18 protein-coding genes and 1 pseudogene are annotated in these 25859 nt (G+C 63.0%); 12 read left to right on the top strand and 7 right to left on the bottom strand.

Annotated elements, in window-relative coordinates; all coding sequences use genetic code 11:
* Nucleotides 1-125 precede the first annotated feature (125 nt).
* The 3 genes from P6U29_RS29675 to P6U29_RS29665 are packed head-to-tail and all read right to left on the bottom strand — an operon-like array spanning nt 126 to nt 4097.
* Nucleotides 126-1397, bottom strand: a complete 1272-nt coding sequence (locus P6U29_RS29675; RefSeq protein ID WP_407113908.1) for an FCSD flavin-binding domain-containing protein — start codon at nt 1395-1397, stop codon at nt 126-128.
* Between the two features lie 52 nt (nt 1398-1449).
* The gene (locus P6U29_RS29670) at nt 1450-3636 is read right to left on the bottom strand and encodes a molybdopterin cofactor-binding domain-containing protein (protein WP_407113907.1); all 2187 of its coding nucleotides are present in this window, start codon (nt 3634-3636) and stop codon (nt 1450-1452) included.
* 11 nt (nt 3637-3647) lie between these two features.
* The gene (locus tag P6U29_RS29665) at nt 3648-4097 is read right to left on the bottom strand and encodes a (2Fe-2S)-binding protein (protein ID WP_407113906.1); all 450 of its coding nucleotides are present in this window, start codon (nt 4095-4097) and stop codon (nt 3648-3650) included.
* Nucleotides 4098-4413: 316 nt separating this feature from the next.
* On the opposite strand from P6U29_RS29665, the gene P6U29_RS29660 reads away from it, so the two are divergent.
* Entirely contained in the window at nt 4414-6018 is a 1605-nt protein-coding gene (locus tag P6U29_RS29660; protein WP_407113905.1) for a B12-binding domain-containing radical SAM protein, read from the top strand.
* A 4-nt stretch (nt 6019-6022) separates the two neighbouring features.
* On the opposite strand, the gene P6U29_RS29655 is transcribed toward P6U29_RS29660, so the two are convergent.
* The gene (locus P6U29_RS29655) at nt 6023-7411 is read right to left on the bottom strand and encodes an MFS transporter (protein WP_407113904.1); all 1389 of its coding nucleotides are present in this window, start codon (nt 7409-7411) and stop codon (nt 6023-6025) included.
* 331 nt (nt 7412-7742) lie between these two features.
* Between P6U29_RS29655 and P6U29_RS29650 the strand changes: the two genes are divergently transcribed.
* The 6 genes from P6U29_RS29650 (at nt 7743) to P6U29_RS29625 (ending at nt 15973) form a co-directional block, all read left to right on the top strand.
* Nucleotides 7743-9521 carry an IS1182 family transposase gene (locus P6U29_RS29650; protein WP_407113903.1) on the top strand — a complete coding sequence of 593 codons (1779 nt, stop codon included), beginning with the start codon at nt 7743-7745 and terminating at the stop codon, nt 9519-9521.
* A 971-nt stretch (nt 9522-10492) separates the two neighbouring features.
* Entirely contained in the window at nt 10493-11605 is a 1113-nt protein-coding gene (locus tag P6U29_RS29645; protein WP_407113902.1) for a calcium-binding protein, read from the top strand.
* 484 nt (nt 11606-12089) lie between these two features.
* Nucleotides 12090-13616, top strand: coding sequence for a hypothetical protein (locus tag P6U29_RS29640; RefSeq protein WP_407113901.1), 1527 nt, complete (start codon nt 12090-12092; stop codon nt 13614-13616).
* Nucleotides 13617-13679: 63 nt separating this feature from the next.
* The gene (locus tag P6U29_RS29635; RefSeq protein WP_407113900.1) at nt 13680-14723 is read left to right on the top strand and encodes a TAXI family TRAP transporter solute-binding subunit; all 1044 of its coding nucleotides are present in this window, start codon (nt 13680-13682) and stop codon (nt 14721-14723) included.
* A 77-nt stretch (nt 14724-14800) separates the two neighbouring features.
* Entirely contained in the window at nt 14801-15349 is a 549-nt protein-coding gene (locus P6U29_RS29630; RefSeq protein WP_407113899.1) for a hypothetical protein, read from the top strand.
* 24 nt (nt 15350-15373) lie between these two features.
* Nucleotides 15374-15973 (top strand): hypothetical protein, encoded by a 600-nt coding sequence (locus P6U29_RS29625; protein WP_407113898.1) that lies wholly within the window; start codon nt 15374-15376, stop codon nt 15971-15973.
* A gap of 323 nt (nt 15974-16296) precedes the next feature.
* On the opposite strand, the gene P6U29_RS29620 is transcribed toward P6U29_RS29625, so the two are convergent.
* Entirely contained in the window at nt 16297-17040 is a 744-nt protein-coding gene (locus P6U29_RS29620; protein WP_407119450.1) for an SDR family NAD(P)-dependent oxidoreductase, read from the bottom strand.
* 147 nt (nt 17041-17187) lie between these two features.
* Here P6U29_RS29620 and P6U29_RS29615 point away from each other — a divergent pair, with 147 nt between their 5' ends.
* The 5 genes and pseudogenes from P6U29_RS29615 to P6U29_RS29595 all read left to right on the top strand — a co-directional run bounded on the left by P6U29_RS29615 (nt 17188) and on the right by P6U29_RS29595 (nt 23401).
* Nucleotides 17188-17958: a methyltransferase domain-containing protein gene (locus P6U29_RS29615; RefSeq protein WP_407113897.1), complete on the top strand. Its 771-nt coding sequence runs from the start codon at nt 17188-17190 to the stop codon at nt 17956-17958.
* A gap of 197 nt (nt 17959-18155) precedes the next feature.
* Entirely contained in the window at nt 18156-19157 is a 1002-nt protein-coding gene (locus P6U29_RS29610) for a DctP family TRAP transporter solute-binding subunit (RefSeq protein WP_407113896.1), read from the top strand.
* A gap of 61 nt (nt 19158-19218) precedes the next feature.
* Nucleotides 19219-19731: pseudogene (locus tag P6U29_RS29605) on the top strand (TRAP transporter small permease); the annotation flags it as partial.
* A gap of 306 nt (nt 19732-20037) precedes the next feature.
* The gene (locus P6U29_RS29600) at nt 20038-21279 is read left to right on the top strand and encodes a TRAP transporter large permease (RefSeq protein WP_407119449.1); all 1242 of its coding nucleotides are present in this window, start codon (nt 20038-20040) and stop codon (nt 21277-21279) included.
* A 190-nt stretch (nt 21280-21469) separates the two neighbouring features.
* Nucleotides 21470-23401 carry an alkyl/aryl-sulfatase gene (locus P6U29_RS29595; protein ID WP_407113895.1) on the top strand — a complete coding sequence of 644 codons (1932 nt, stop codon included), beginning with the start codon at nt 21470-21472 and terminating at the stop codon, nt 23399-23401.
* A 267-nt stretch (nt 23402-23668) separates the two neighbouring features.
* Here P6U29_RS29595 and P6U29_RS29590 read toward each other — a convergent pair whose 3' ends face one another.
* Nucleotides 23669-24628, bottom strand: a complete 960-nt coding sequence (locus tag P6U29_RS29590; RefSeq protein ID WP_407113894.1) for an IS5 family transposase — start codon at nt 24626-24628, stop codon at nt 23669-23671.
* Nucleotides 24629-24730: 102 nt separating this feature from the next.
* Nucleotides 24731-25801, bottom strand: coding sequence for a glycosyltransferase family 4 protein (locus tag P6U29_RS29585; RefSeq protein WP_407113893.1), 1071 nt, complete (start codon nt 25799-25801; stop codon nt 24731-24733).
* Nucleotides 25802-25859: the final 58 nt, after the last annotated feature.

The following is a 25859-nucleotide window of genomic DNA, read 5'->3' as shown; positions in this document are numbered from 1 at the left end:
TCGAGCCAAAGGCGAGGGTGAGGGCTCTCTCCTCTTGAGGGTTCTCGATTGTGGAGACACCCTCTCCCGCAGGCGGGGGAGGGGGCGCACCGTGTTTGTGATTACTTGCGCGTCCCGCCATTGCGCTAGCCAAAGGTGTCCGCCGTAATGGTCTGAAACCAGCGCTCCGCCTCCGCCGCCTCGCGCGCACGGACCTCGCGCGGAGCATCGACCGGGCTCGTCGCGCCGCCTTCGACCTCCGCGAAGATGTCACCTTTTGGCTGATAGTTGCCGATCAGCGAGAAGCCGTAGCCGGGTGCGACGGTGCTGTAGCAGACGCCTATCAACCGTGGCGCTTCCGGCGTGCGGCCCGCGAGCAAAGCGACGATCGCGCCAGCGCAGGCCTTGCCCTGCGCGCTCGCGGCGGAGGCCGACTTGGGGATGCCACCGCCGAGGCAGGCATCGCCAATGACGTGGATGTTCGGAACGAGTTTCGACTCGAACGTGACAGGATCGATTGGGCACCAGCCGGTCGTGTCCGCAGTGCCCGCGATCCCGGCGATGCGCCCCGCGCGCTGCGGCGGGATGACGTTGGCGACATCAGGGGTGTAGTTGCCGAACTCCGTGACGATGGTCCTCGTCGCCGGATCGACCGAGGTGACGCGGCCGCCTTGCGATAGCCCGACGCGCTCGATCATGTCGCCATAGAGCTCGTTCCACGCCTTCTCGAACAGCCGCTGCTGTGAGAAATTGTCCTTGGCGTCGAGGACCAGCACTTTCGAGCGCGGCTTCTTCGTCTTCAGGTAATGCGCGATCAGGCTCGCGCGCTCGTAAGGTGCTGGCGGGCAACGAGAAGGATTGGCCGGGATTGCAATGGCGACCGTGCCGCCGTCCGCCATCGCCTCCAATTGCCTGCGCAGCAAAAGCGTTTGCGCGCCGGCCTTCCAGGCGTGCGGCATCGTCTCCGGCGCCGCGGCGTCGTAGCCGGGCAGGGCTTCGGGATGGAAGTCGATGCCGGGCGAGAGCACGAGCCGGTCATAGCCAAACGCGGCGCCATCGTCTGTCGTCACCCTGCGTTTTTGCGTGTCGATGCTCGTCACGGCCTGAGCGATGATGCTGATGCCCTCGGCAGCGAGCTTGTCATAGCCGAACTGCTGCGCCTCGATTTCGCGCAGGCCCGCGATCACCTCATTGCTGAAGGGGCAGGAGATGTAGGTCTTGTTCGGCTCGATCAGGGTGACCAGCAACTTTGGATCGGCGCGCTTGAGCGCGCGGGCGCAAGCCGCGCCGCCAAAGCCGCCGCCGATCACGACGATCTGGCCCGCTGATTGGGCGCGCAAGATCGAAGGTGCGGCGAGCGATGTGGCCGCGACGGCGATGCCGAAGGCGGCACTCCGCCGTGTCACCGGCGCATTCATGAGACTTATCCGGAAAATGCTGCGGCGGCCGGCGTGGCCGCCGCAGCTCTTCTTACGCGAAGGTGATGTTCTGGTCGCGCAGCGGCACCGAGCGGATGCGCTTGCCGGTTGCGGCGAAGTAAGCATTGAGCACCGCCGGCGCCGCTACACCGATGGTCGGCTCGCCGACACCGCCCCAGAACCCGCCGCTCGGCACCATCACCGTCTCCACTTTCGGCATCTCACTGATGCGCATCGAGTTGTAGGTGTCGAAGTTGGTCTGCTCGATCTTGCCGCCCTTGACGGTGCAGCCTCCATAGAACAGCGCGGAGAGGCCATAGACGAAGGAGCCGGCAACCTGCCGCTCCACCTGCGCCGGATTGACGACGTAGCCGGGATCGGTGGAGGCGACGATGCGATGCACCTTGATCTTGCTGCCGTCGATCACCGAGATCTCGGCGGCGCCGGCGACATAGCTGCCATAGCCCATGACCTGCGCGATGCCGCGATAGACGCCCTGCGGCGCCGGCGTGGTCCAGCCGATCTTCTCGGCAACCGCATTGAGCACCGCAAGGTGCTTCGGATGGTTGCCCATCAGCTTGCGGCGGAATTCGAGCGGGTCCTGGCCTGCGGCCTGGGCCAGCTCGTCCATGAAGCACTCCATGTAGATCGCATTGTGATTGACATTGACGCCGCGCCAGAAGCCCGGCGGAACGTGCGGGTTGCGCATCGCATGCTCGATCAACAGGTTCGGCACCGAATAGCCGAACGCGGCCTCGCCGGACTGTGCGACGCCCTGGAATGCCGCCGGATCCATGCCGTTCTGCAGCGCCTCGGGGCGAAGCGAGAACAGGATCGATTGGCCCGAGAGGCGGTAGTGCAGCGCGACGAGATTGTTATTGGCATCGAACGCGCCGGTCATCTTGCACTGGGTGATCGGGTGATAGCGACCGTGCGCCATGTCTTCTTCGCGCGACCACAATAGCTTGATCGGCGTGGCCGGCATCTGCTTGGCGATCATGACGGCCTGGCGGACATAGTCGGTCTGGCCGCGCCGACCGAAGCCGCCGCCGAGCATCACTTTGTGGACGTCGCACTTCTCGGCCGGCAGGCCGGACGCCTCCAGCACTGCCGCGAAGGCCGCCTCGCCATTCTGCGTGCCGCACCAGACCTCGCACTTATCCGCAGTGTAGAGCGCGGTGGCGTTCATCGGCTCCATGGTGGCGTGGTTCTGGTAGGGATAGTTGTAGACGGCTTCGACCTTCTTTGCGGCCCCGGCGATCGCGGTCTTCGCGTCGCCGTTCTTGTTGCCGACATAGGCAGGCTGCGAATCGTCGAGCCCCTCGGCCAGCCACTTCGCAATCGACTCACTGGAGACCTTGGCGTTGTCGCCCTCGTCCCAGGTGATCGGCAGTGCCTCCAGCGCGGTCTTGGCGTGCCACCAAGTGTCGGCAACGACGGCGACGGCGGTGTCGCCTACCTTGACCACCTTCTTGACGCCCTTCATGCCGGTGACCTTGGCCTCGTCAAAGCTCCTCAGCTTGCCGCCGAACACCGGGCAGTCCTTGATCGCGGCGTTCAGCATGCCCGGCAGCTTGACGTCGATGCCGTAGACCGTGGCGCCGGTGGTCTTGTCGACGGTGTCGAGCCGCTTCACGCCCTTGCCGATCAGCTTCCAGTCCTTGGGGTCCTTCAGCTTGACGTCCGCCGGCGGCGTCAGCTTGGCCGCGGCCTCCGCGACCTTGCCGTAGGTCGTGGTCCGGCCCGAGGGCGTATGGGTGATGACGCTGTTGCTGGCCGAGCATTCGGAGGCCGGCACCTTCCATGCGTCGGCGGCGGCCTGGATCAGCATCACGCGCGCGGTGGCGCCGCCCTTGCGGACGTAGTCCTGCGAGGAGCGGATGCCGCGGCTGCCGCCGGTGGAGAAATCGCCCCAGACGCGCTTGCGGGCGACGCTCTGACCGGGGGTCGGATATTCGGTCGTGACCTTGGTCCAGTCGCATTCGAGCTCCTCGGCGACGAGCTGGGCGAGACCGGTCAGCGAGCCCTGGCCCATCTCGGAGCGGGCAATGCGGATCACCACGGTGTCGTCGGGCCTCACCACGACCCAGGCGCCGATCTCGGGCGAGCCGTCGGCGGCGCGAACCACGGCCGGGCCGCCGAAGGGGATGTCGAGGCCGATGGCGAGACCGGCACCGACCGCGGCCGTGCCGATGACGAAGGCGCGGCGGTTGAGCCGCGGCGAAACATGCTGATTCATGTGGGATTTCCTTACGCGCTTGCGATCGTGTGGATCGCCTCGCGCACCTGCTGGAAGGTGCCGCAGCGGCAAATATTGGTGATGGCCTCGTCGATGTCGGCATCGGTCGGCTTCGGCTTCTCGTTCAAGAGCGCCGCCACCGCCATGATCATGCCGCTCTGGCAATAGCCGCATTGCGGCACGTCCTGGGCGATCCAGGCCTCCTGCACCTTGTGCAGCGTATCGCCCGAGGCGAGCCCCTCGATGGTGGTGATCTTCTTGCCCTCGGCCTCGCTGACCGAGATCCCGCAGGAGCGCATCGCCATGCCGTCGATGTGAACCGTGCAGGCGCCGCATTGTGCAATGCCGCAACCATATTTGGTGCCGGTCAGGCCGGCATTCTCGCGGATCGCCCAGAGCAGCGGCGTATCCGGTTCGACGTCGAGGGTGAAGGTTTTTCCGTTGATTGTTAGGTTTGCCATCGCAGTCCCCTGATTGGCCCAATCCACCGATTGAACACAGGGGCGCAATGTGTCCGGCAAATTGGAACTGTTCAAATCAACAGTCCGAGGGGTGGCTGGAATGCATTGCGTCGCTGTTGAGGGGATGGACCGGCGCGTTGTTTTGCCTCATCCCTTCTCGAGCGATTCGGGTTGACGCCTTTTCCGTGGGCGCCAATCCGCGGCTTGAAGCGACGTCCGGGGCGGATTGCCGCGCAGAGGCCACAGTTTTGTCCTTTTTGCCGGGGTGCAAGATGAGGGCGCTTTGGTACACTGCCCCGCCGCCAACAGGAGTTCCATGAACGTGCCGAGTCCCTGCAACGTACTGATGCTATACCCGCTGTTCTCGGCAGAGTCCTTCTGGAGCTTTGGCGAATCCTGCAAAGTGATGGGCGTCAAGCGTCCTGCCGCCCCTTTGGGCCTGATCACCGTTGCCGCGATGTTGCCCAAGAGCTGGACGGTCCGGCTGATCGATTGCAACACGGCACCGCTCGGCGACGAGGATCTCGCCTGGGCCGACGTCGTCTTCACCGGCGGAATGTTGCCGCAGCAGGCCGACACGCTGCGTCTGATCGAGCTCTGCCGCGCAGCCGGCAAGCCGGTCGTCGTCGGCGGTCCCGATCCCACCTCGAGCCCCCACATCTATGAGCGGGCCGACTTTCGGGTGCTCGGCGAGGCCGAGAGCGTCATCGACGAATTTATCGCAGCCTGGCAAAGCGGCGCGCGGTCCGGCGTCTTCACCGCGCCGAAATTCCAGGCCGACGTCACCAAGACGCCGGTGCCGCGTTTCGACCTGCTCAACTTCGAGGACTATCTCTATCTCGGTGTCCAGTATTCGCGCGGCTGTCCCTTTACCTGCGAATTCTGCGACATCATCGAGCTCTATGGGCGCGTGCCGCGGACCAAGACGATCGAGCAGATGTTCGTCGAGCTCGAGACGCTTTACAAGATGGGCTACCGCGGCCATCTCGATTTCGTCGACGACAATTTCATCGGCAACAAGAAGTCGCTGCGGCAATTCCTGCCAAAGCTCGCCGAATGGCAGCGTGCGCACGGCTATCCCTTCGAATTCTCTACGGAAGCCTCGGTCAATCTCGCCGACGATCCGGAACTCTTGGAGCTGATGGGCGCGGCGAATTTCTTCGGCATCTTCGTCGGCATCGAAAGTCCAGACCCGGCGACGCTTGTCGCGATGCGGAAGAAGCAGAACACGCGGCGCAACATCGCCGAGAGCATCCACAAGATCTACGCCGCCGGCATGCTGGTCACCGCGGGCTTCATCGTCGGCTTCGACAACGAGAGTGTCTCGATGGCGGAGTCCATGATCGAGTTCATCGAGGAAGCGGCGATTCCCGTCGCCATGGTGGGCCTGCTCTATGCCTTGCCGAACACGCAGCTCACGCGCCGGCTCGAGCGCGAAGGCCGGCTGCATCAGGGCCACGACGTGGCGCCGACCATCGGCGCCGATCAGTGCACGGCCGGCATCAACTTCGATCCGGTCCGCCCGCTGCGCGACATCCTGATGGACTACAAGCGGGTGCTGGAGCACATCTACAGTCCGGCGGCCTATGCAGCACGCGTCGATCGTTTGATGACACTGCTCGACCGTTCCCGGCAGCGTTCCGAGCTTGCCGAAGGTGATATCCGCTCCAAGCTCGGGGCCATGGAGACCGTGCACAAGGTGGTCTCTGCTCTTCCCGAGGCGCGGGGGCCGCTCTGGCAGACCTTCATGAACTGCGCTAAGCGTGATACGTCATCGGCGCGCATCGCCGTGCAGATGATTGCGGCCTATGCGCATCTCGGACCGTTCTCGCGCAAGGTCATCGCGGCGATCGATGAGCGCTTGGCTGCGCTGGATAACGAGACCGTCACTCCGGCGGCTGTTGGCGTGACGGCGGCCTGACGGCTTACTTCACCGCAAGCCGCAAAAAGCTCATCACGCTGCCGAGCGCCGCAAAGCCGGCGCCGAGCGCCAGCGCCAGTGTTGCACCGTCATGTCCGGCGAGCGCGAAGCACAAGGCGGCGAGTGCGGCCCCGGTGGTCTGTCCCGTCAGGCGCGCGGTCGCGACGATGCCGGAGGCGCTGCCGCTGCGATGCGGCGGCGCGCTCGACATCACCGCTTTCATGTTCGGCGCCTGGAAGAAGCCAAACCCCATGCCGCAGATTACCATCCGCCAGATGATGTCGGCGATGGCGGGGTTGGCTGGAAGCGTCGCGAGCAGCGCCATGCCGAGGCCGAGCAGCACGAGCCCGATGCCGCCGAGCAAGCCGACCGCGTGGCGGTCCGACAGGCGGCCTGCGATCGGCGCCATGATGCCGACCACCAGCGGCCATGGCGTCATGAAGAAGCCGGTCTCGACCTGCGAGCGGCCGAGCACGTCCTCGAAATAGAACGGCAGCGAGACGAAGGCGAGGCCTTGCACTGCGAAGGAGCACACCGCGGTCGCCGCCGACAGCGCGAACATCGGACGGCTGAACAAGTCGATCGGCAGCATCGGCGCGGGATGATCGGCGTGGCGCCGCGTCAGGATGAAGCCGAGCGCGAGCGCGGCGACGAGCTCGACGCCCACGACGATCGGCGACAGATTGTGCGCGGCGCTGCCGATGCCGGTGATGAACAGGCCGAGACAGGCGGCGGCGAGGATCGCGCCGAGAAAGTCGAAGCCGTGATCGGCGCGCGGCGTCTTCGGCAGCATCGCAAAGCCGATGCCGATCGCGACGAGGCCAAACGGGATGTTGATGGCGAACAGCCAGGGCCACGGGCCGAGCGCCAGGATCGCGGAGGCGATCGAGGGCCCGAAGGTAAAGGCGGTCGCGACCACCAGCGCGTTGTGGCCGAAGCCGCGGCCGAGCATCCGCCCGGGATAGACGAAGCGCACCAGCGCGGTGTTGACGCTCATGATGCCGCTCGCCCCCAACCCTTGCAGCGTGCGCGCGACCAGGAGGCTCTCCAGCGACCAAGCCACCGCGCAGAACAGCGAGGCGATGGTGAACAGGATAAGGCCGCCGAGATAGATGCGCTGATGCCCGACGATCTCGCCGAGCGCCCCGAGCGGCAGCAGCGTCGCCACCAGTGCGATCTGGTAGACGTTGACCACCCAGACCGACTGCTCCGGCGTGACATGCAGATCGGCGGCGATGGCGGGCAGGGCGATGTTGGCGATCGCGGTGTCGAGCGAGGCCATCGCCAGCGCAGTGAAGATCGCGGCGATGGCCCAGCGCCGTTGCGCGGCCGGAAGGCCGTCGGCGATGGGATGGTCGGGTTCGCGCGCGGCGGCAGGTAACGTGATTGTCATTGCGTTGGCGCGTTGCTCCGGCGGCGGCTATGCGCCGTGTACTACGGCTCGTTGGCCGGCCACAGGCTTATGCGTGCATGCTGTGTATGCGCCGATGCCGGACACACGCGGAAAGTGGCAAGGCGAGCGAGCCGGTCCGCCTGCTTTCGGCCCTTGGTCACCACGATCGAATCAAAACTCGAAAAACAACCCCATGCACAGTAGAAGCCCCCTTGATCGATAAGGGATTTTTCGAGCCACGTTGCGACGACATTCGCGGCTGCGATCAAGTTGACCCGTCGAGACTGAGCAAGAACTCGGCATTTTGGTGAGTTGATGTACGATTCTGTTCATGACGAATCGCACATTCAAGACCGGCGAGAGCCGCGACCAGGCCAGCCTGCTTCCTGCTCGGATTGAGGACTATGTCGGACCGGACAACCCCGTCCGGGCGATTGAGAGCTTCGTTCGTGTCCTCGACCTTGCCAAGCTCGGCTTTCGCCATGCGGATCGCAAGGCTGAAGAGGTCGGCCAGCCGCCATACGATCCAGCCGATCTGCTGAAGCTCTACCTTTACGGCTACATCAACCAAATCAGGTCGTCGCGTCGGTTGGAGCGGGAGGCCGGCCGCAATCTGGAACTGATCTGGCTGCTGAGGAATCTGAAGCCGGGTTATCGGACGATCGGCAATTTCCGCAAAGAGAACTGGGCGGCGCTGAAGGCAGCCAACCGCAGCTTCGTGCTGCTGATGCGCGAGCTTGGTCTTGTCGGCGGCAGCGTTGTTGCAATTGACGGCTCGTTCTTCCATGGCGACGCCAGCAAGGCCAGCATCTTTACGCGCAAACGGCTTGCCGATCAGATCATCAAGCTGGACCAAGAGATCGAGGCTTACGGCAAGTGCCTTGAGGACAATGATGCCGCGGAAGCCAAGAAGCCGGGCAAGGATGGCCCCGATGGCGGCGGCGGAGGTGGCGGCGACATCGGTGCGAAGATCGCGGCGCTGCTGGCGAAGCGCTTGCGCGCACAAGGCGACCTTGCTCGGCTGGAAGAGAATGGCGCGACGCAGCTATCCCTGACTGATCCGGATGCCCGGCTTCTGGTCAAGAGCGGCCAGGGCGTCGCAGGCTACAATGTGCAGACCGCCGTCGATGACAAGCACAAGCTCATTGTCGCCAGCGAGGTGGTGAACGACAGCAGCGATGTCGGCCAGCTACATGCGATGGCCATGGCGGCAAAAGAGGCTCTCGAGGTCGGGGCCCTGCAGGCGCTGGCAGATGAGGGCTATTACAGCAGTCGCGAACTGAAGGCCTGTGAAGACGATGGCATCACGCCCTATGTGCCGGTGCCGGAGGGCAACGCCCGGCTCGAGAAGCAAGGCCGCTTTGCCCTCAAGGACTTCAACTATGATGGCGCAACCGACACCTACCGTTGTCCTGCCGGCCAACCGCTACATCCGATGAAGAGCAGGCAAAAGAACACCAGCGGCCGCATCGAGATCCGCTATGCGGCGCGCGGAGCGATCTGCAGGACCTGCCCGCTCAAGGTCCAGTGTCTCTCGTCGAACGCGGCCTACCGGACGATCGGTCGCTGGGAGCATGAAGGCGTTCTTGAACGTCATCGCGCGCGGATGCAGGGTGCAGGCGAGCTGATGCGCCGTCGTTTTGCCATCGTCGAGCATCCGTTTGGCACGCTCAAATGCCGCGCCGGCTATCGTCATTTCCTGGTCCGCGGCTTCGATAAGGTCCGCGGTGAGTGGAACCTGATGGCGCGCTGCTACAACTTTACCCGCGTGCTCAACATTCTTGGCTTAGACGTGTTTCTGGCCGCCCTCGCAAAGACGCTCGCTCCTGGCCGAGGCACCCTCGCAGCCCTCCTGCAGGGCATCCAGCTTGCTCCAGAGGCCTTCTGGATCAATCACCCGCCTCCGATCGCAATCGGTCGCCCACACCGGCCTGACTCCGCCAAAACCAGTAATTCTTGCTCAGTCTCGTCGGGCAAAACACTGGCAGGATGCCATCGTGGCACGGCACTCGGAAGCACCAGCATGAGCGCGTGGTGGAGGCAGGGACTTGGACACGTGTGTCTGTCCCGGTTTCGGCTTCGAATCCTCCAGCCTGTTGTCGCCAGATGATAACGCCCGGCCAGTCGACGCCGCGACAGCCGTCGCGGCCACGCCAGCTGCCGACCCCAACGCCCTTGCGTCATGGTCTGATCGACAATCGATAGCGGGCTTGCGGCTGTCGACTCGCCGCTACTGTCCAAATCGGCGCCGCATCGCCCAGATACCAGTGGCCTTTGAACGTCTGCGGATTCGTCTTTGCTCGGCCTTTTCCAGTCGGGTACGAAGGCTCTGAAGCTCTGCCAATTGAGAGCTGAGCGACGAGACGCGTTGACGCAGAACCACAATACGGTCGCACACCTGACCACGAGTACTCATGACACGCCCCTAAATTGTGACTTTTAAAAAATGACCGACGTCGGGCGAGCAAACAAAAAGAGTTTAAACCTATAATGACGGTAGCACAGGATCATTCACAAGGTGTGAAATAGCTGACATGCACGGGAAGAGACGTGGCCCGACCGCGGTCCGGGGGCGTGGCAAGGATCAAACCGCAGTTGGATCGTGATTTCGAGCGAGAGCCCAAGTCGCTTCCGAATTCGTCTGCGGGAAACCGCCGCTAGAGTACAAGCCCCAGCGCCAGCCAGGTTGCAACAGACAAGCAGACGCCAATTCCTAGATACGGCAATGCAATACGCATCGGTCACTCCTCGGCTCCGAGACGCGACGAGAACACGGGTCAGATACGCATATTCGCGGTGCCGAGCCTATATTCCATGCGATGTACGGGCTGTGGCGTGTAACCGCAGGCAGGCAGCGTGAAATCCAGTGCAATGAAGCAGGATTGCCTAGCGGAGTGCGGGTGAAGTCCGATTTGGCGTCATCGAGTGAGGCGGACCGTCGGCTGAACCACCGCTGTTCCCCGCTCTTATCTTGATGTCTTAATGCCCGCCCTGATTTAATCGAATAATTCAATCTTATTAAAAATTGTGATTTAATTTAGAAAACGAGACGTTGTAAACGTTAGCGCCACATCCCCCACGATGATCACTCTGGGCCAACAGCACGGCGGAGCCCAAACACTGGTCGGTTCCGATCCGATCAACATGCTGTTCGGAGATGCCGGCGTGAACTTGCGCGACCGCGCGGTCGACGGCAACGACACATTGCTGACCTCCGGATTCGGAAGCCTGTTCGGCGACGCCGGCGGACGCCTGTTCGGGTATGTCCGCGGCGGAAATGACAGCTTCACCGCGAGCGGACTCGAGTACAACAATCATCTCTATGGTGATGCCGGAGGCGACATGGCCGGCCATGCAGCCGGTGGGAACGATAGTTTTGCTGTGAGCGGGATTAATCCCTTCAACTTCGTCTTTGGCGACGCCGGTGGAAACATGTCCGCTTCCGCGGCCGGCGGTAACGACACGTTCAACGACTCGAGCGATGCGACACCCGTCGATCGCAATGTCTTTGCCGGTGATGCGGGCGGTAACATGTCCGGTCTGGCCCGCGGAGGGGACGACACGTTCAACAAGACCGGTCTAGGCGGAAGCACGTTCTACGGCGATGCCGGCGGCAATATGGGTGATCAGGCCGCCGGCGGCGACGACACCTATATCGGCGGCAACGTTTTCTGCCAGCTCGCCAATCAGGCGTACGGGGATGCATCGACCATGTCGGGCCACGCGCACGGCGGCAATGACACGTTGGTCGGCGGCGATGATCCCAATCCGCATCCGGCGGGCAGCTACGAGACCATTCTCGTCGGCGATGCCCAGTCGATGTCCGACTACGCAAGCGGCGGCAATGACAAGCTGGTAAGCGGCACCGGAAATGACGACATGTCGGGCGATGCGCAGGTGATGCTCGGCTTCGCCAAAGGGGGGAACGATACGTTCGTGTTCAATTTCGGCAGCGGCCACGACAGGATCGAGGATTTTGGGCGGGCGCTGTCGAACTTGGGATCCGATCACATCGATGTCTCTGCCCTCGGCATCGCGGATTTCAGTGATCTCAGCATCTCACAGTTCGATCCTGCAACGCATGAGAGTACGATCACGTTCAGCCCCGGCAATGACGTGGTCGTGCATAGCGAGGAAGCGCTCAGGCCCGAAGACTTCATCTTCGCGCCATATCAGGACCTGCTATTGGCCTGAGCGAGGGTCTCGTTGCTGAGCTGTCGGTCATGGCGGAGCCAGCGTTCATGCCGCCACGAGGCGGACCGCATCTCACTGTCCCGTCAGTGGTTCGAGAGCGGAGTTCGAGCGGCAGCTGCAGGTCTCCCATAAAGAAGGGTTTTCCTTTGTTCGCCAGAAAGTGCGTGAGCGGGTGGGGTCCAGCCCACACCGGCGAACGCCTCCGACGATTTAATTTGACTTTTGCATATGAGCAAAATTATATGAATTCTAGTTAATTTATATATAATTTGAGCGCCTTGCCGCGCCGCAATATTATTATCCACGCGTCTTCTGATCGAGTACCGAAACCATGCGAACAGGCCAAGTGATCGCTCCATTGGAGTTGCTCTTGAGAGAGGCGTGATCCATGCGCCGATCAATCGATACTGCACCGAGGGGGCGAGAGAACGCTCCGATAGAAGATGCGGCGGGGGCTGTTGAGGTCGGTCACTGGTCGCCCGAGATGGGTAGATGGGTTGCGAAGGACGGCTCGCCGATCTGCTTTTCACCGACCCACTGGAATCCCGACGCCGAGGATGTCGATCCGGAGGAGGCAAAATCGGGCAGTTCGCTCGTTGCGGCTGTCATTCTGGTCCCCCTCATCTTCGTTGGCGTGGCCCTGCTCGGTGCGTTCGACCCGTTCAAGGCACAAACGACCCTGGAAATGACGCGCATCGACGACGAGAGCGCCGTCGGCCTCGAGCAGCGGCCTGAAATCGCGACCGGATCGCTAGCACTCCTTCAAGGCGAAATGACGAGGATGCAGGCGGTGCCGGCAAGCACGGTGGGACCTCGACAAGAGCTCGACGCAGACGCTCCGCGCAGTGACGCGCTCTCCGGTGAACTGGCCGGCGCGCGCAGGGAGCTTGAAGAGGCGGTCCAGCGCACGCATGCAGCGGAAATGACCGCGGAGGAGCTGCGGCAGTCTCTTCAAGAGGAGCAAGCCCGCAGCGCCGCGTTCGCGGACGAACTTGCCGGAACCCGCCGCGAAATCGAGACGCGTATCGCGCAGGCGCGCAACGCGGACGAGGTGGCCGCGCAGCAGAGAGATGCGGCGGCGTGGGAGATCGCTGAGCTGCAGCAGTCCGTGCAGCAGGAGCGGGAAAAGAGCGCCGTCCTGGCGAAGCAGGTGAGCGCCGCGCAGGCGGTAGCGGCAAGCGCTGAGCAAGAGCGCTACGAGGCTCAGTCACGCGCCGCGGCACTCGCGAGCGAGCTTGCCGGCATGCCTCGCGGATCGGCCACGGCCGACGGTGCGGCGGCGGAGCAAAGCGAGGCGGCCGGTCGGGAGATCGCGGAATTGCGGCAGTCCCTGCAGCAAGAGCGCGAAAGGAACGCAGCCCTCGCGCAACAGGCGGACGCCGCGCGGTCGGCAACGGCGAACGCTGAGCAAGAACGTCGTTCCTTCGAGGAGGTCCAGGCTCACGCCGCTGCGTTGGAGGGCAAACTGGCGGAAACGCGCCGGGACATCGAAATCCTGAACGGGCAATTGCGCGAGGCGAACGATGCGGCCTCGCAGCAGAGACAGGCAGCGAACCGAGAGATCGCCGAACTGCGGCAGTCGCTGCAACAGGAGCGGAGCAGGACCGAAGCCCGGGAGAGAGACCTCGCCTCGGTGGCGCGCAACGAGCGCGTCCCGATAGAGCAAAGAAACGAAGGCCCAATCTTGTCGACGGCGCAGAACGTGATCGCAGCGGAGCCGCCGAAGAGTCCAGAGCAAGACGAGGTGGAGGCCCGATTGATCCCGCGTGCCAGAGCGTTGCTCGATCAAGGCAATATTGGTGCAGCGCGGATTGTACTTGAGCTCGCCGCTGAGAAGAACATTGCGCAGGCAACCTTCATGCTCGCGGAGACATATGATCCGGCGGTTCTGTCCGCCTGGGGTGCCTATGGAACGCGCGGCGAGGCGACTAAGGCCCGAGAGCTCTACGCGAAGGCACAGAGGAGCGGTATTCGCGAAGCCAAGGAACGACTGGACGCATTGCATCACTGAGAGTGGGCTTTTGCGTTTTGACTGGGACGAGTGGTTGCGGTGGGTAATCCGGAAAGAAACAACATGAGCAAGGTGCCAAAGTCGCTCTCGTCGCTCCTGCTAGCCGCGCTGGTGCCGATTGCCGTGCTGCTTCAACCGGCTTGCCTGGAAGCACAAACAGCAAGAACCGCCAAGGCGGATGCACAAATAGTCCGACGGCCGCTCTCTCAGGAGAGCGAAAAGGACCGGATGAACGCCTGGACCGTCGGGCTCGCCGGCGGCCTGCTCGAGGGCGCGCCGATCCGCCTCGCGGCAGAAATGGCCCGTGTCGTCGACGACGGAGCAGAGCTGCATCTCCTGCCGATCGTCACCCGGGGCGCCACCGACAATCTGAATGCGCTGCTCTATCTGCGTGGTGTCGATACAGCCATCATCAATTCCGACGCGCTCGACGAGTACAAGCTTCAGGTTCCGCAGATCCAAAACCGCATCACCTACTTGCTCAATCTGTTCCCGTCCGAGTTGCACATTTTCGTGCGGCCTGAGATCACGAGCCTGCAGGACCTTGCCGGCAAGAAGGTGAACTTCAATACCCAGGGCACCGCAGCCGCCTATTCCGGACCGCTGATCTTCAGCCGCCTCGGCATTGACGTCGACAAGACATTCATCCCGCATCAGGTGGCTTTGGAGCAGATGCGCAAAGGCGAGATGTCGGCCGTCGTGTTCATCACATCAAAACCGGTCGATGCCTTCGTACGGGGGCGCTGGGAGGCTGGATTCAAGTTCCTCCCGGTCCACTACGACAGGCAGTTCGAGGACTATTATCTGCCGGCGACCTTGGACGCCAATGAGTATCCCAATCTGATCAGGCAGGGTGAGCGGGTCTCGACCATCGCGGTGCCGACAGCGCTCGTTGCGTTCAAATGGGCGCCACGCTCAAATCGCTATCAACGCGTGGCGCGCCTCGTCGAGTACCTGTTCTCGCGAATTGACCGCCTGCAGGCACCCGGATTCGATCCGAAATGGCAGTCGATCAATCTCGCGGCATCCGTCCCCGGACTCACCCGCTTCCAAGCCGCGCAGGAATGGCTGGATCGCAAGGCGCGCAGCGTACAGGCGAGGCCATGAAGAGTGCCGCTCCTCCGCTAGCTGTCGTCTTGAACATTGCCTGCGGAATCGCTTACGCGCAAAGCACGAGCGATCCCATGGAAACACTTCGGGCTTGTTCGGCGATGGAGGGGCAAGCCCGGCTGGAATGTCTGCAAGATCTGTCAGGCAAGAGTGCGCCGCCCGGGCGGCGGGCGTCGCACGCTGGCTGGCTGATCAGCGAGACCACCTCGCCAGTCGACTATTCACCGGTCGTCACCGCCACCACCTCCTCCGTTGGCAGCTCGGATGGTGGCGCGATGCAACTCGCAATCCACTGCCGCAGAGGCCGCACGGAAGTCACAGTCGCCGGACCGGCGCTGTCACGGAGCGCCAACGAATACGTCATCTCCTTTCGGCTGAATGCGGACACGCCAATGCAACTCACGGCGGCGTCGCCGTCATTCGGCTCCGGCGTCGCTTTCGGGGGCGACGTCGTAAAGTTGCTGAGCTCGCTACCCGAGGATGGTCACATCGTTGTGCGCCTTTTCACCCGCGTTGGTCCAGCGCAAGACGGACAATTCCTGCTGAGCGGATTCGAAAACGTGCGCAAGAAATTGGCGGTTGCATGCAAATGGCCACTTAGCGTCGCCAGACCAGCAAGGTGATGGTCAGGGAACGGGAGACACGAGATGAACGATCCAAAGTTGGCGGTGGCAGTCATCAGCGGCCTGGCGATGCTGCTTCTGGTCGAACCAGGCGCGCAGGCGCAGCAGGACAATCAGTTGATTCCGCAGTCGAGCACGACGAGCCAAGCGAGCCATCCGAAGCATTCGGTGAGGCAGAAGCAGGTGAGCAAGCCGGGGCAGACTCACACGAGCAAGCAAATCACTGCGACAAGGGCGGCGCTGGCTCAGGTGGCAAAGCCGCATCAGCTGATATTACAGGTCAATTCCAACGACCCTGCGATGATGAACCTCACGCTCAACAATGCGACCAACGTCGCGCAATACTACCGCGATCTCGGTGAACCAGTGTCGATCGAGATCGTCACCTTTGGTCCTGGCCTTCACATGCTGCGCGATGACACTTCGCCGGTAAAGCCACGCATCGAGGCGCTCGCGATGAGCAATCCCGAAATCTCCTTCAAAGCCTGCGGCAACACCCAGGAAAACATGCGGAAGGCGGAGAACAAGGACATAAGCCTGATTCCACAGGCGACCGTCGTCAAATCTGGTGTCGTTCGCGTCATGGAGCTGCAGGAGCAGGGCTGGAGCTACGTCAAACCGTGAGGTCCGGGGCAATGCGGCCGCCGGATGCGCAGCTAGAGCATAATGAGGTGAGGCTTAATCGCTGCGCCGACGGAGGTGCACTCCCTCTCCCGCTTGCGGGAGAGGGTCGGGGAGAGGGTGCTTCCACAACGAGACAATCCCCAAGAGGAGAAAGCCCTCACCCGGTGCTTTGCGCCGACCTCTCCCGCAAGCGGGAGAGGTGAACGAGCCGCGGCAACCGTTTCAACCTAAAGCCATTCCGCTTTAGCAGGACATCTCGCCTCCGACGATCCTCAGACCGACTGTCAGCGGCGTGCCCAGACGGTGGGCAAGAGCAACCGTCCTCAGAACTGATATCGCCGCAATCCCCCATCCACCGGGATCACCGCACCCGTGATGTACCGCGCCACCGGCGAGGCCAGGAACACCGCGAGTGCCGCCAGATCCTCCGGCTCGCCCCAATAACCGACCGGAATTTCTTCTTCCGCAAAGCGTTCGCGATAATCCGGCGGATAGTTGCGGCGGATCTGTTCGCTCATGATGCGGCCGGGCGGGATGCAGTTGATGGTGATGCCGTGCGCGCCGATTTCGCGCGACAGGCCCTTGGCCCAGGCGTGCACGGCGGCCTTGGCGGCGAAGGCGGCGTTGAGGCCTTCTGGCTCGGACTTGCCGGTGATGTTGATGATACGGCCCCATTTGCGCTCGATCATCTGCGGCAGCAGCGCATGCGTAATGCGGCGGTAGCTGGTGAAGTTCAGCGCGATCGCTTCGTCCCATTTGCTGTCGGGCGCGTCGACGGGGAGGGGACGGCTGCCGCCGGCATTGTTGACGAGGATGTCGACACGGCCGAGCTCCTTCACGGCAAAGGCCGCGATGTTCTCGGCGGCGTCCTTGGCCATCACGTCCTGCTCGAACGGCGTGATCAATCCGCCTCCGACTTCTTTCACCAGCGCGGCAAGGAGGTCGGTGCGGCGCGCCACGCCGACGACACGCACGCCTTCGGCGGCCAGGCCCTTGGCAATGGCGCGGCCGATGCCGATGCTCGCGCCCGTGACGACAGCGGTTTTCGATTTGAGCCCGAGCTCCATGGTCACACGCTCTCCTGGTTGTTGCTTTACTTTTTTGCCGTTCGTTTCCTGCCCTGTCCCGGGGCTTGCGAATTGCCCGACCGTGACGAGCAGTGGTAACCAAGAGCTCTGGCGAAGGAAACCCGAAAAAGGAAGAGGCAATCGAAGATGGTCTGGGATCCGCAGCAATATCTGAAGTTCTCCGGCCATCGGCTCCGGCCCGCCGTCGATCTGTTGATGCGTATTCCGGATTTTGCCCCGCGCGCGATCGCCGATCTCGGCGCCGGCGCCGGCAACGTCACCAAACTGATTAGGGAGCGCTGGCCGGATGCACGCGTGACCGGCGTCGAGGGCTCGGCTGAGATGGTTGCCGCGGGACGGAAGGCCGCGCCTGATGTGGAATGGTCACATGAGGATCTCGGTCATTGGAGTCCTACCGGGCAGTACGACTTGATCTATTCCAATGCCGCACTGCACTGGTTGCCCAATCATGCGGCACTGTTTCCGTCGCTGATGGAGAAGGTGGCGCGTGGCGGGATGCTCGCGGTGCAGATGCCGCGCAATTTTCTCGCGCCTTCGCATGTGCTGATCGGCGAGACTGCGCTTGATGGTCCGTGGCGGCCTAAGGTGGAGCATCTGGTCACCCCGCCGCCTGTCGAAGGGCCGGCCTTCTATCACGATCTGCTCGCGCCGACGTCGGCCAACATCGACATCTGGGAGACCGAATATCTGCAGGTGCTCGAAGGCGAGAACCCCGTGAAGGAATGGACCAAGGGGACCTGGCTGACGCGCTATCTCGATGTCTTGCAAGGCGATGAGAAGGCCGCGTTCGAAGCCGCCTATGGGATGCGCGTCGCAAGGGCCTATCCGAAGAATGCGGCGGGACAGACGCTGTTCCCGTTCCGGCGCCTCTTCATGGTTGCCCAGCGCAAAGGCTGATTGCACTGCCGCAATGCGGCATAAGCGCTCGTTCCCTTGGACGCGCGCGGGCGCCGGGTTGCGCATTCGGCGGTCGTCAAGTTAGCTTGGCTTCGGCAAATTGGGCTTAGGTCTAGTTGTTCGGGTGGCGGATTGCTGCCACTACTGGCCTGAAAAACAAAAAGAACCCGATTTCAGAGTTGTTGGGAGGTACCTTCATGCGCAAGCTGCTTGCTGCGGTCGCTGCCGCGGCTGTTCTCTTGGCTCCCGCCATTGCCCAAGCCCAGAGTCCCATTGTCATCAAGTTCAGCCACGTCGTTGCCAACGACACCCCGAAGGGCAAGGGCGCGCTGAAGTTCAAGGAGCTCGCTGAAAAATACACCGACGGCAAGGTCAAGGTCGAAGTCTATCCGAACTCCACGCTCTACAAGGACAAGGAGGAGATCGAGGCGCTGCAGCTTGGTTCGGTGCAGATGCTTGCGCCCTCGACCGCGAAATTCGCCCCGCTCGGCATCAAAGAGTTCGAGGCGCTCGACTTGCCCTGGCTGTTCAAGGACGACCAGACCTATGCCAACGCGATGAAGGGCACGGTCGGCAAGTGGCTATTCCAGAAGCTCGAGGCCAAGGGCATCACCGGGCTCGCTTATTGGGACAATGGCTTCCACATGGTCTCCGCCAATCGGCCGCTGATGAAGCCGACCGATTTCCAGGGCCTCAAGTTCCGCATCTCCGGTTCGAAGATCGCCGACCAGTATTTCCGCCTGCTCGGATCGATTCCGCAGATCATGGCGTTCTCGGAAGTTTACCAGGCCTTGCAGACCGGCGTGGTCGACGGCTGCGAGAACACCGCGTCAAACTATCTGACGCAGAAGTTCTACGAGGTGCAGAAGGACATCACCGTGTCCTATCACGCGCATCTGCAATACGCCGTCATCGTCAACTCGAAATTCTGGTCCGGCCTGCCGCCTGATATCCGTACCAAGCTCGACAAGGCGATGGCAGAGGCGACCGACTACACCAATTCGATCGCGCGCCAGGAGAACGAGGAGGCGCTGGCCGAGATCAAGAAGACCGGCAAGACCAATCTGCATTATCTCACCGACGCCGACCGCAAGGCGTGGCAGGAGGCGATGCAGCCGACTTACAAATGGGCCAAGGGGCGGGTCGGGCAGGAGGTGCTCGACCTCGTCGCCAAGGAACTCGACGTCAAGATGAACTGACGGCTGCGGCCCAATAAGAACACTACCAACGGTCGGGGGTGATCGCTCCCGGCCGTTGCGCATGAATGATCCAACCCGGGGGACAAAGTTGCTGCGCGTGCTGAATCGTTTTCTCGATCATCTCGAGGAATGGCTGATTGCGACGATGATCGCGGCTGCGACGTCGCTGATCTTCGTCGCGGTGCTGCACCGCTACGGCGCCGGGCTGTCGATCGACATCGCTAAATGGGCGGAAGCCCGCAACCTGACCTTCCTCGCCGCCCCCGCGCGCGCGACATTCGCCTGGCTTGCCGCGATAGACCTGTCCTGGGCGCAGGAACTCTGCATCTACATGTTCATCTGGATGGCGAAATTCGGCGCCGCCTACGGCGTGCGAACCGGCATCCATGTCGGCGTCGACGTCCTGGTCAATATCCTTCCGGGCGGGTCGCGCCGGCGCGTGATCACCTTCGGCCTTCTCTGCGGCGCGCTGTTCACCGCCATCGTCGCCTATTTCGGCGCCGCGTTCGTCAGCCAGATGTGGCAGACCGGCCAGCAGTCCAACGATCTCGAAGCGCCGATGTGGATCGTGTATCTCACCATCCCGCTCGGCTCCGGCTTGATGTGCTTCCGCTTCCTGCAGGTCGCCTGGTCGTTCTACCGCACCGGCGAGCTGCCGCATCACGATATGGCCGGCGTCGAAGGCGTCGAGGTGGATCCGGTGCATCCGGCCCCGGTCACGCCCAGCCAAGTCGTCCGGGACGAGCGCAGCCCGCTCGGCTGGATCCTGATGCTGCTGCCGGTGCTGATCGTCGCCATATGCTTCGCGCATGCAGGCCACATCATCACGCTGCCACAGGGCCTGCGCGTCCTCATCGTATTCGCGCTTCTGCTCTCCTTGATGCTGACGGGCATGCCGATCTCGATCGCGCTTGGTCTCACCGTGCTCAGCTTCATGTTCACGCTGACCGACGTGCGAACGGAATCGGTGGCGCTGAAGCTGTTCACCGGCATCGAGAATTTCGAGATCATGGCGATCCCGTTCTTCATCCTCGCCGGAAACTTCCTGACCCATGGCGGCGTGGCGCGGCGGATGATCACCTTCGCAACGTCGCTGGTGGGGCATTGGTACGGTGGCCTTGCGCTGTCGGGCGTGGTCGCCTGCGCGTTGTTTGCCGCGATCTCCGGCTCCTCGCCGGCGACCGTGGTGGCGATCGGCTCGGTGATCCTGCCCGCGATGGTCGCGCAAGGCTTTCCGAAGCGGTTCGGCGCCGGCGTGATCACGACATCGGGCTCGCTCGGGATTCTCATCCCGCCGTCGATCCCGATGGTTCTCTATGCCGTCTCGACCAACAGCTCGGTCGGCAAGCTCTTCATCGCCGGCATCGTGCCCGGATTCGTGCTGGCCTCGCTGCTCGGCGCCACGACGTTCTATCGCGCCTGGCGCAACGACTATCCGCGGATGCCGAAGGCCACCTTCATCGAGCGTCTCGACGCGTTCCGTAAGTCGATCTGGGGCATCTTGCTGATCGTGATCGTGATCGGCGGCATCTACAGCGGCCTGTTCACGCCGACCGAAGCCGCCGCCGTCAGCGCGGTCTACGCCTTCATCGTCGCCGTGTTCATCTACAAGGATCTGAAGCTGCGCGACGTGCCGCGTGTGCTGCTGTCGTCGGCAAATCTTTCCGCGATGCTGCTCTACATCATCACCAACGCGGTGCTGTTCTCGTTCCTGATGACCTACGAGAACGTGCCGCAGGCGCTGGCGCAATGGATGATCGACCAGGGCTTGGGGTGGATCGGCTTCCTGCTGCTCGTCAACCTGCTGCTGCTGCTGGCGGGCAACGTGATGGAGCCGTCCTCGATCATCCTGATCATGGCCCCGATCCTGTTTCCGGTCGCGGTCAAGCTCGGCATCGATCCGATTCATTTCGGCATCCTGATGACGGTCAACATGGAGGTCGGATTGTGCCATCCGCCCGTCGGCCTCAACCTCTATGTCGCGTCAGGCATCGCCAAGATGGGTATCACCGAGCTCACGGTCGCGGTGTGGCCGTGGCTCCTGACCATGCTGGGATTCCTGGTGGTGGTGACCTATTGGCCCGGCCTGTCGTTGTGGCTGCCGCGGCTGCTGGGGATGTAGCGGCGCGAGTTGCACGATGGTGCACCCGCTCCCCTTGTTGGTGGCTTCGCGAAGCGAAGCCGGGTGAGGGGGCTCTCTCCGCGCGTGACCCTCGTGCAGTAGGAGGGAAGCGACACCCGGTGCCTCCATCATTGGCAATCGGCTGCGAGATGCGGTTAGATGGCTCTCACCAGATCAGGGAGCCCGCTCGATGACAGACATTTCGAACAACGAGCCGAAGGGCGCCTCTCCGTCCGTCATCGCGCAGCATGATGCCATGCTGAAGGCGCTGCCGTTTTCCGACACCCGGGATTTCGACGATGCTGCGCGCGGCTTCCTCGGCACGATCGACAACGCCGAGATCACCACGGCGCAGGGACGAACGGTCTGGAGCCTGAAGCCCTACGGCTTTCTCTCCGCTGAAGAGGCGCCGCCGACTGTCAATCCCAGCCTGTGGCGGCAGTCGCGGCTGAACATGCAGCACGGCCTGTTCGAGGTCGTGCCCGGTGTCTACCAGGTGCGCGGCCTCGACATCGCCAACATGACGCTGATCGAGGGCGACAGCGGCGTCATCGTCGTCGACACCCTGACCTCGATCGAAGGCGCCCGCGCCGCGCTCGATCTCTACGTCAAGCACCGCGGCGCGCGGCCGGTCGCGGCGATCATCTTCACCCATACCCACACCGACCATTGGGGCGGCGCGCGGGGCGTGCTGGAGGAGGATGCGCTCGCCACTGGCCGCGTCCCGATCATCGCGCCGAACCTGTTCATGGAGCACGCCGTCTCCGAGAACATCATCGCAGGGCCTGCGATGCTGCGCCGCGCGCAGTACCAGTTCGGACCTCTTCTCGCCAAGGGCGTGCGCGGGCAGGTCGATTGCGGTCTCGGCAAGTCGATGGCGGCAGGCTCGGTCGCGCTGTTGCGGCCGACCGACCTCATCATGGCGACCGGCGACAGGCGCGTGATCGACAGCGTCGAGTTCGAATTCCAGATGGCGCCGAACAGCGAAGCGCCGGCGGAGATGCACTTCTTCATCCCACGCTACAAGCTGCTGAACCTCGCCGAGAACTGCACGCACAATTTCCACAATCTGCTGCCGTTCCGCGGCGCCGACGTGCGCGACGCGCTGGCCTGGTCGAAATATCTGGGCGAAGCCTTGCGGCTCTGGGACGGCAAGGCCGAGGCGATGTGCGGCCAGCACCACTGGCCGGTGTGGGGACGCGAGCGCATCGGCACCATGATCCGGCAGCAGCGCGACCTCTACAAGTTCGCGCATGACCAGACCATCCGCTTGATGAACCACGGCCTCACCGCCGCCGAAATTGCCGAAACGATCCAGCTGCCGAAGAGCCTGGAGGGCGCCTGGCACGGCCGCGGCTATTACGGCCACATCCGGCACAATGTGAAGGCGATCTACCAGAAATATCTCGGCTGGTACGACGCCAATCCGGTCAATCTCGATCCGTTGCCGCTGGTCGAGTCCGGTAGGAAATACGTCGAATACATGGGCGGCGCGGACGCGATCCTGGCGCGTGCCGCTGCGGATTTCGACAAAGGCGAATTCCGTTTCGTCGCCCAAGTGCTCGGCCATCTCGTCTTTGCCGAGCCCGACAATGCGGCGGCGCGCGCACTCTTGGCTGATACCCTGGAGCAGCTCGGTTATGCCGCCGAGAGCGCGACCTGGCGCAACGCCTATCTGTTCGGCGCGCAGGAATTGCGCGAGGGCATGCCGAAGGTGCCGGCGCGTCCCCCGATGCCGCGCGAGACGCTGGCCGCGCTGCGCACTTCTCAGCTCTGGGACGTGCTCGGCATCCGCCTCAACGGCCCCAAGGCGGAAGGCAAGCACATCGTCTTGAACTGGCGCTTCTCCGATACCGGCGAGACGTTCGTGCTCAATCTGGAGAATTCGGCGCTGACCTATACCGAGGGCGTGGAGGCGGAAGGCGCCGATGCCAGCTTCACGTTGGCGCGGTCGACGCTGGACGAGGTGATCGCAAAGCTGACGAGCTTTCCGGAGGCCGTGGCTGCCGGCAAGATCAAGCTGTCAGGCAACCCGATGAAGCTCGCCGAGCTGATGAGCCTGATGGACGAGTTTCCAAGGATGTTCGAAATTGTGGAGCCGAAGCGGGCGCGGGTGGGATAGCGGAGTGCGCCGCTGGCTCTGACTTCTCCCTTCTCCCCTTGCGGGAGAAGGTGGCGCGAAGCGCCGGATGAGGGGTATGTCTCCGCGGAGAGGCTTTTCGATGCGGAAGTAACCCCTCACCCAATCGAATTTGGTGCCCGGCTCTCGGTGCCCTCTCCCACAAGGGGCCTGTTGCGTTATCGGCTTTCGAGGCTGAGGACGTCAGGAGAGACGCTGCGGTCACGGCAATTGCCGGCCAAATCTGTCGTTGTCGCCTCGGCGGGCGGCTCAGGCCGCGATCGTGGCCCACCGCCTCATGTTGAAGGCGATCGAGGCGAGCAGGATCTGCCCGCTTGCCTTCATCAGGCCGACGTAGCGGATGCAGGTCAGTCGCATGCGGCGCTTGAGAGTGGCGAAGGTGGTCTCGACCTGGGCTCGTCGGCGCGCGATGAGGAGGTTGTAGCGTTTGAGCCGAGGCGGCAGTTCCGGATGATGCCTGTTAGGACGACGGGCGATGCGGGGCTTCTTGCCCTCCGCCTTCAACCGGGCCCGTCGGGCATGGGTGTCATAGGCCGCATCGGCCCACACCGCGGCTTCATCGCCGCGGATCAAGGTGTCTGCCGGTGTCGTGTCGTTGACGTTGGCAGGCGTGGTCAGCACCGTGCGGATCAGGCCGGAGCCTTCATCGACGCCCATGTGCGCCTTGTACCCGAAGGTCGAGCCGCTCTTGCCCTGCCGCTTGGTGAAGCGGGCGTCAGGATCGTTTGAGGGACGATCCTCCTTCGGAGGGGCTGACACCGCCTGGATCAAGGTCGCATCCAGCATCGTGCCGCGCTTGAGGATGACGCCAGCATTCTCAAGCTGGCGATCCAGTTCGCCAAACAGCTTCTCCAACAAGCCTTGTTCAACGAGCTGGTTCCGGAAGCGGTTCAGGACCGTATGATCGGGCGTCGCATCCTCAAGGCTCAAACCGACAAAGCGCTTGAACGACAACCGGTCGGCCAGCGCTTCCTCGAGTTCGCGTTCCGAAAGACCATAGAGCGACTGCAACAGCACCGCGCGAAACAGTACGAGCACCGGATAGCCTGGACGACCGGGCCCCCCTTCATCCCGCAAATGGCCGATCAGCTTCTCGAACCGGTACCATTTGACGAGGCCAGCCAGCCGATCCAGCGCCGCATTGGCGCCGGCCCCCTTCGGCATCAGCGCATCCACAAAGCTCGGCTGCCCCGTCCGTTTAACCGCCATTTCATTTCCCCCAAGGCTCTGCCCTAGGGAATCACAACTGGCGAATTACGCAACAGGCCCACAAGGGGAGAGGGCACATCGACTGGCAGCGGCGTAGAAGCGCTACTCCGCGCTGCTCACCAGCTTGATCCGCGGCGCCTGTGCCTCGGTCAGGCTGCGATAGGCCGCCAGATAATCCAGCGCCATGCGCCGTGCCGTGAAGCGCGTCTCGAACTGCTTGCGGATCGCGGCGCGGTCGAGTTGCGGAAGGCGGTTCACCACTCCCGCCGCACTGATGACATCCTCGACGATGAAGCCGGTGAGGCCCTCGTCGATGATTTCCGGCACCGAGCCGCGGTTGAAGGCGACGACCGGCGTTCCGCACGCCATAGCTTCGATCATGACGAGGCCGAACGGCTCCGGCCAGTCGATCGGCAGCAGAAGCCCGAGCGCGCCGCTCAGGAAATCGGACTTCTCGTGATCGCTGATCTCGCCGATGAAATCGATCAGCGGATTGTTCTCGATCATCGGCCGGATCAACTCGTCGTAGTAATCCTGATCGGCGCGATCGACCTTGGCCGCGATCTTCAGCGGAATGCCGCAATGGGTTGCGATCTTGATGGCGCGGTCGACGCCCTTTTCCGGCGCGATGCGGCCGAGCACGGCGAGATATTCCTGTTTCGCCGGCTTCGGCGTCAGCAGGTTCTCCGGCAGGCCGTGGTGGATCGTCGTCACCCAGTTCGCCTGCGGCACCGGCCGCCGCTGCGCGTTGGAGATCGAAATGACGGGCATCTTGGAGAAGGTGTTGAAGACCGGCTGATGCTCCGGCAGATCGAGCCGGCCGTGCAGCGTGGTCACGAATGGCGTCGGCTGACGGTGGAACAGCGACCACGGATAGTAGTCGAGATGGAAGTGGAGGAAGTCGAACTCCTCGTCGTCACATTTTTGCCGCACCCGCTCCAGCAGCACCATGTGCAGCGCATTGGGATCGCGCACGGAACCGTCGAGACGGAGCGCCTTCGGCCACAACGCATCCAGCTTGCCTGACGTCTGCGAGTCGCCGCTGGCGAACAATGTCACGTCGTGTCCAAGGGCCACCAGCTCTTCCGTCAACCAATGCACCACCCGCTCGGTGCCGCCATACAGCTTGGGTGGAACAGCCTCCGTCAACGGAGCTACCTGCGCGATGCGCATCTCACCATCTCCTCTGTGCGATCATGATTGAAAACCCCCGCCTGTACGGCACCGGCAA

Origin of the sequence: Bradyrhizobium sp. LMG 9283, assembly GCF_045571415.1 — a bacterium.
Lineage (GTDB): Bacteria > Pseudomonadota > Alphaproteobacteria > Rhizobiales > Xanthobacteraceae > Bradyrhizobium.
This window is presented reverse-complemented; position numbering and strand designations above follow the sequence as displayed.

What these genes read in the sequence shown, in the direction of transcription:
- P6U29_RS29620 (WP_407119450.1), bottom strand. Translation starts at nt 17,040, where the DNA reads ATGGAGCTCGGGCTCAAATCGAAAACCGCTGTCGTCACGGGCGCGAGC.
- P6U29_RS29600 (WP_407119449.1), top strand. Translation starts at nt 20,038, where the DNA reads ATGCTGACGGGCATGCCGATCTCGATCGCGCTTGGTCTCACCGTGCTC.
- P6U29_RS29585 (WP_407113893.1), bottom strand. Translation starts at nt 25,801, where the DNA reads ATGCGCATCGCGCAGGTAGCTCCGTTGACGGAGGCTGTTCCACCCAAG.
- P6U29_RS29615 (WP_407113897.1), top strand. Translation starts at nt 17,188, where the DNA reads ATGGTCTGGGATCCGCAGCAATATCTGAAGTTCTCCGGCCATCGGCTC.
- P6U29_RS29625 (WP_407113898.1), top strand. Translation starts at nt 15,374, where the DNA reads ATGAACGATCCAAAGTTGGCGGTGGCAGTCATCAGCGGCCTGGCGATG.
- P6U29_RS29670 (WP_407113907.1), bottom strand. Translation starts at nt 3,636, where the DNA reads ATGAATCAGCATGTTTCGCCGCGGCTCAACCGCCGCGCCTTCGTCATC.
- P6U29_RS29665 (WP_407113906.1), bottom strand. Translation starts at nt 4,097, where the DNA reads ATGGCAAACCTAACAATCAACGGAAAAACCTTCACCCTCGACGTCGAA.
- P6U29_RS29635 (WP_407113900.1), top strand. Translation starts at nt 13,680, where the DNA reads ATGAGCAAGGTGCCAAAGTCGCTCTCGTCGCTCCTGCTAGCCGCGCTG.
- P6U29_RS29630 (WP_407113899.1), top strand. Translation starts at nt 14,801, where the DNA reads ATGGAAACACTTCGGGCTTGTTCGGCGATGGAGGGGCAAGCCCGGCTG.
- P6U29_RS29610 (WP_407113896.1), top strand. Translation starts at nt 18,156, where the DNA reads ATGCGCAAGCTGCTTGCTGCGGTCGCTGCCGCGGCTGTTCTCTTGGCT.
- P6U29_RS29640 (WP_407113901.1), top strand. Translation starts at nt 12,090, where the DNA reads ATGGGTAGATGGGTTGCGAAGGACGGCTCGCCGATCTGCTTTTCACCG.
- P6U29_RS29655 (WP_407113904.1), bottom strand. Translation starts at nt 7,411, where the DNA reads ATGACAATCACGTTACCTGCCGCCGCGCGCGAACCCGACCATCCCATC.
- P6U29_RS29650 (WP_407113903.1), top strand. Translation starts at nt 7,743, where the DNA reads ATGACGAATCGCACATTCAAGACCGGCGAGAGCCGCGACCAGGCCAGC.
- P6U29_RS29660 (WP_407113905.1), top strand. Translation starts at nt 4,414, where the DNA reads ATGAACGTGCCGAGTCCCTGCAACGTACTGATGCTATACCCGCTGTTC.
- P6U29_RS29645 (WP_407113902.1), top strand. Translation starts at nt 10,493, where the DNA reads ATGATCACTCTGGGCCAACAGCACGGCGGAGCCCAAACACTGGTCGGT.
- P6U29_RS29590 (WP_407113894.1), bottom strand. Translation starts at nt 24,628, where the DNA reads ATGGCGGTTAAACGGACGGGGCAGCCGAGCTTTGTGGATGCGCTGATG.
- P6U29_RS29595 (WP_407113895.1), top strand. Translation starts at nt 21,470, where the DNA reads ATGACAGACATTTCGAACAACGAGCCGAAGGGCGCCTCTCCGTCCGTC.
- P6U29_RS29675 (WP_407113908.1), bottom strand. Translation starts at nt 1,397, where the DNA reads ATGAATGCGCCGGTGACACGGCGGAGTGCCGCCTTCGGCATCGCCGTC.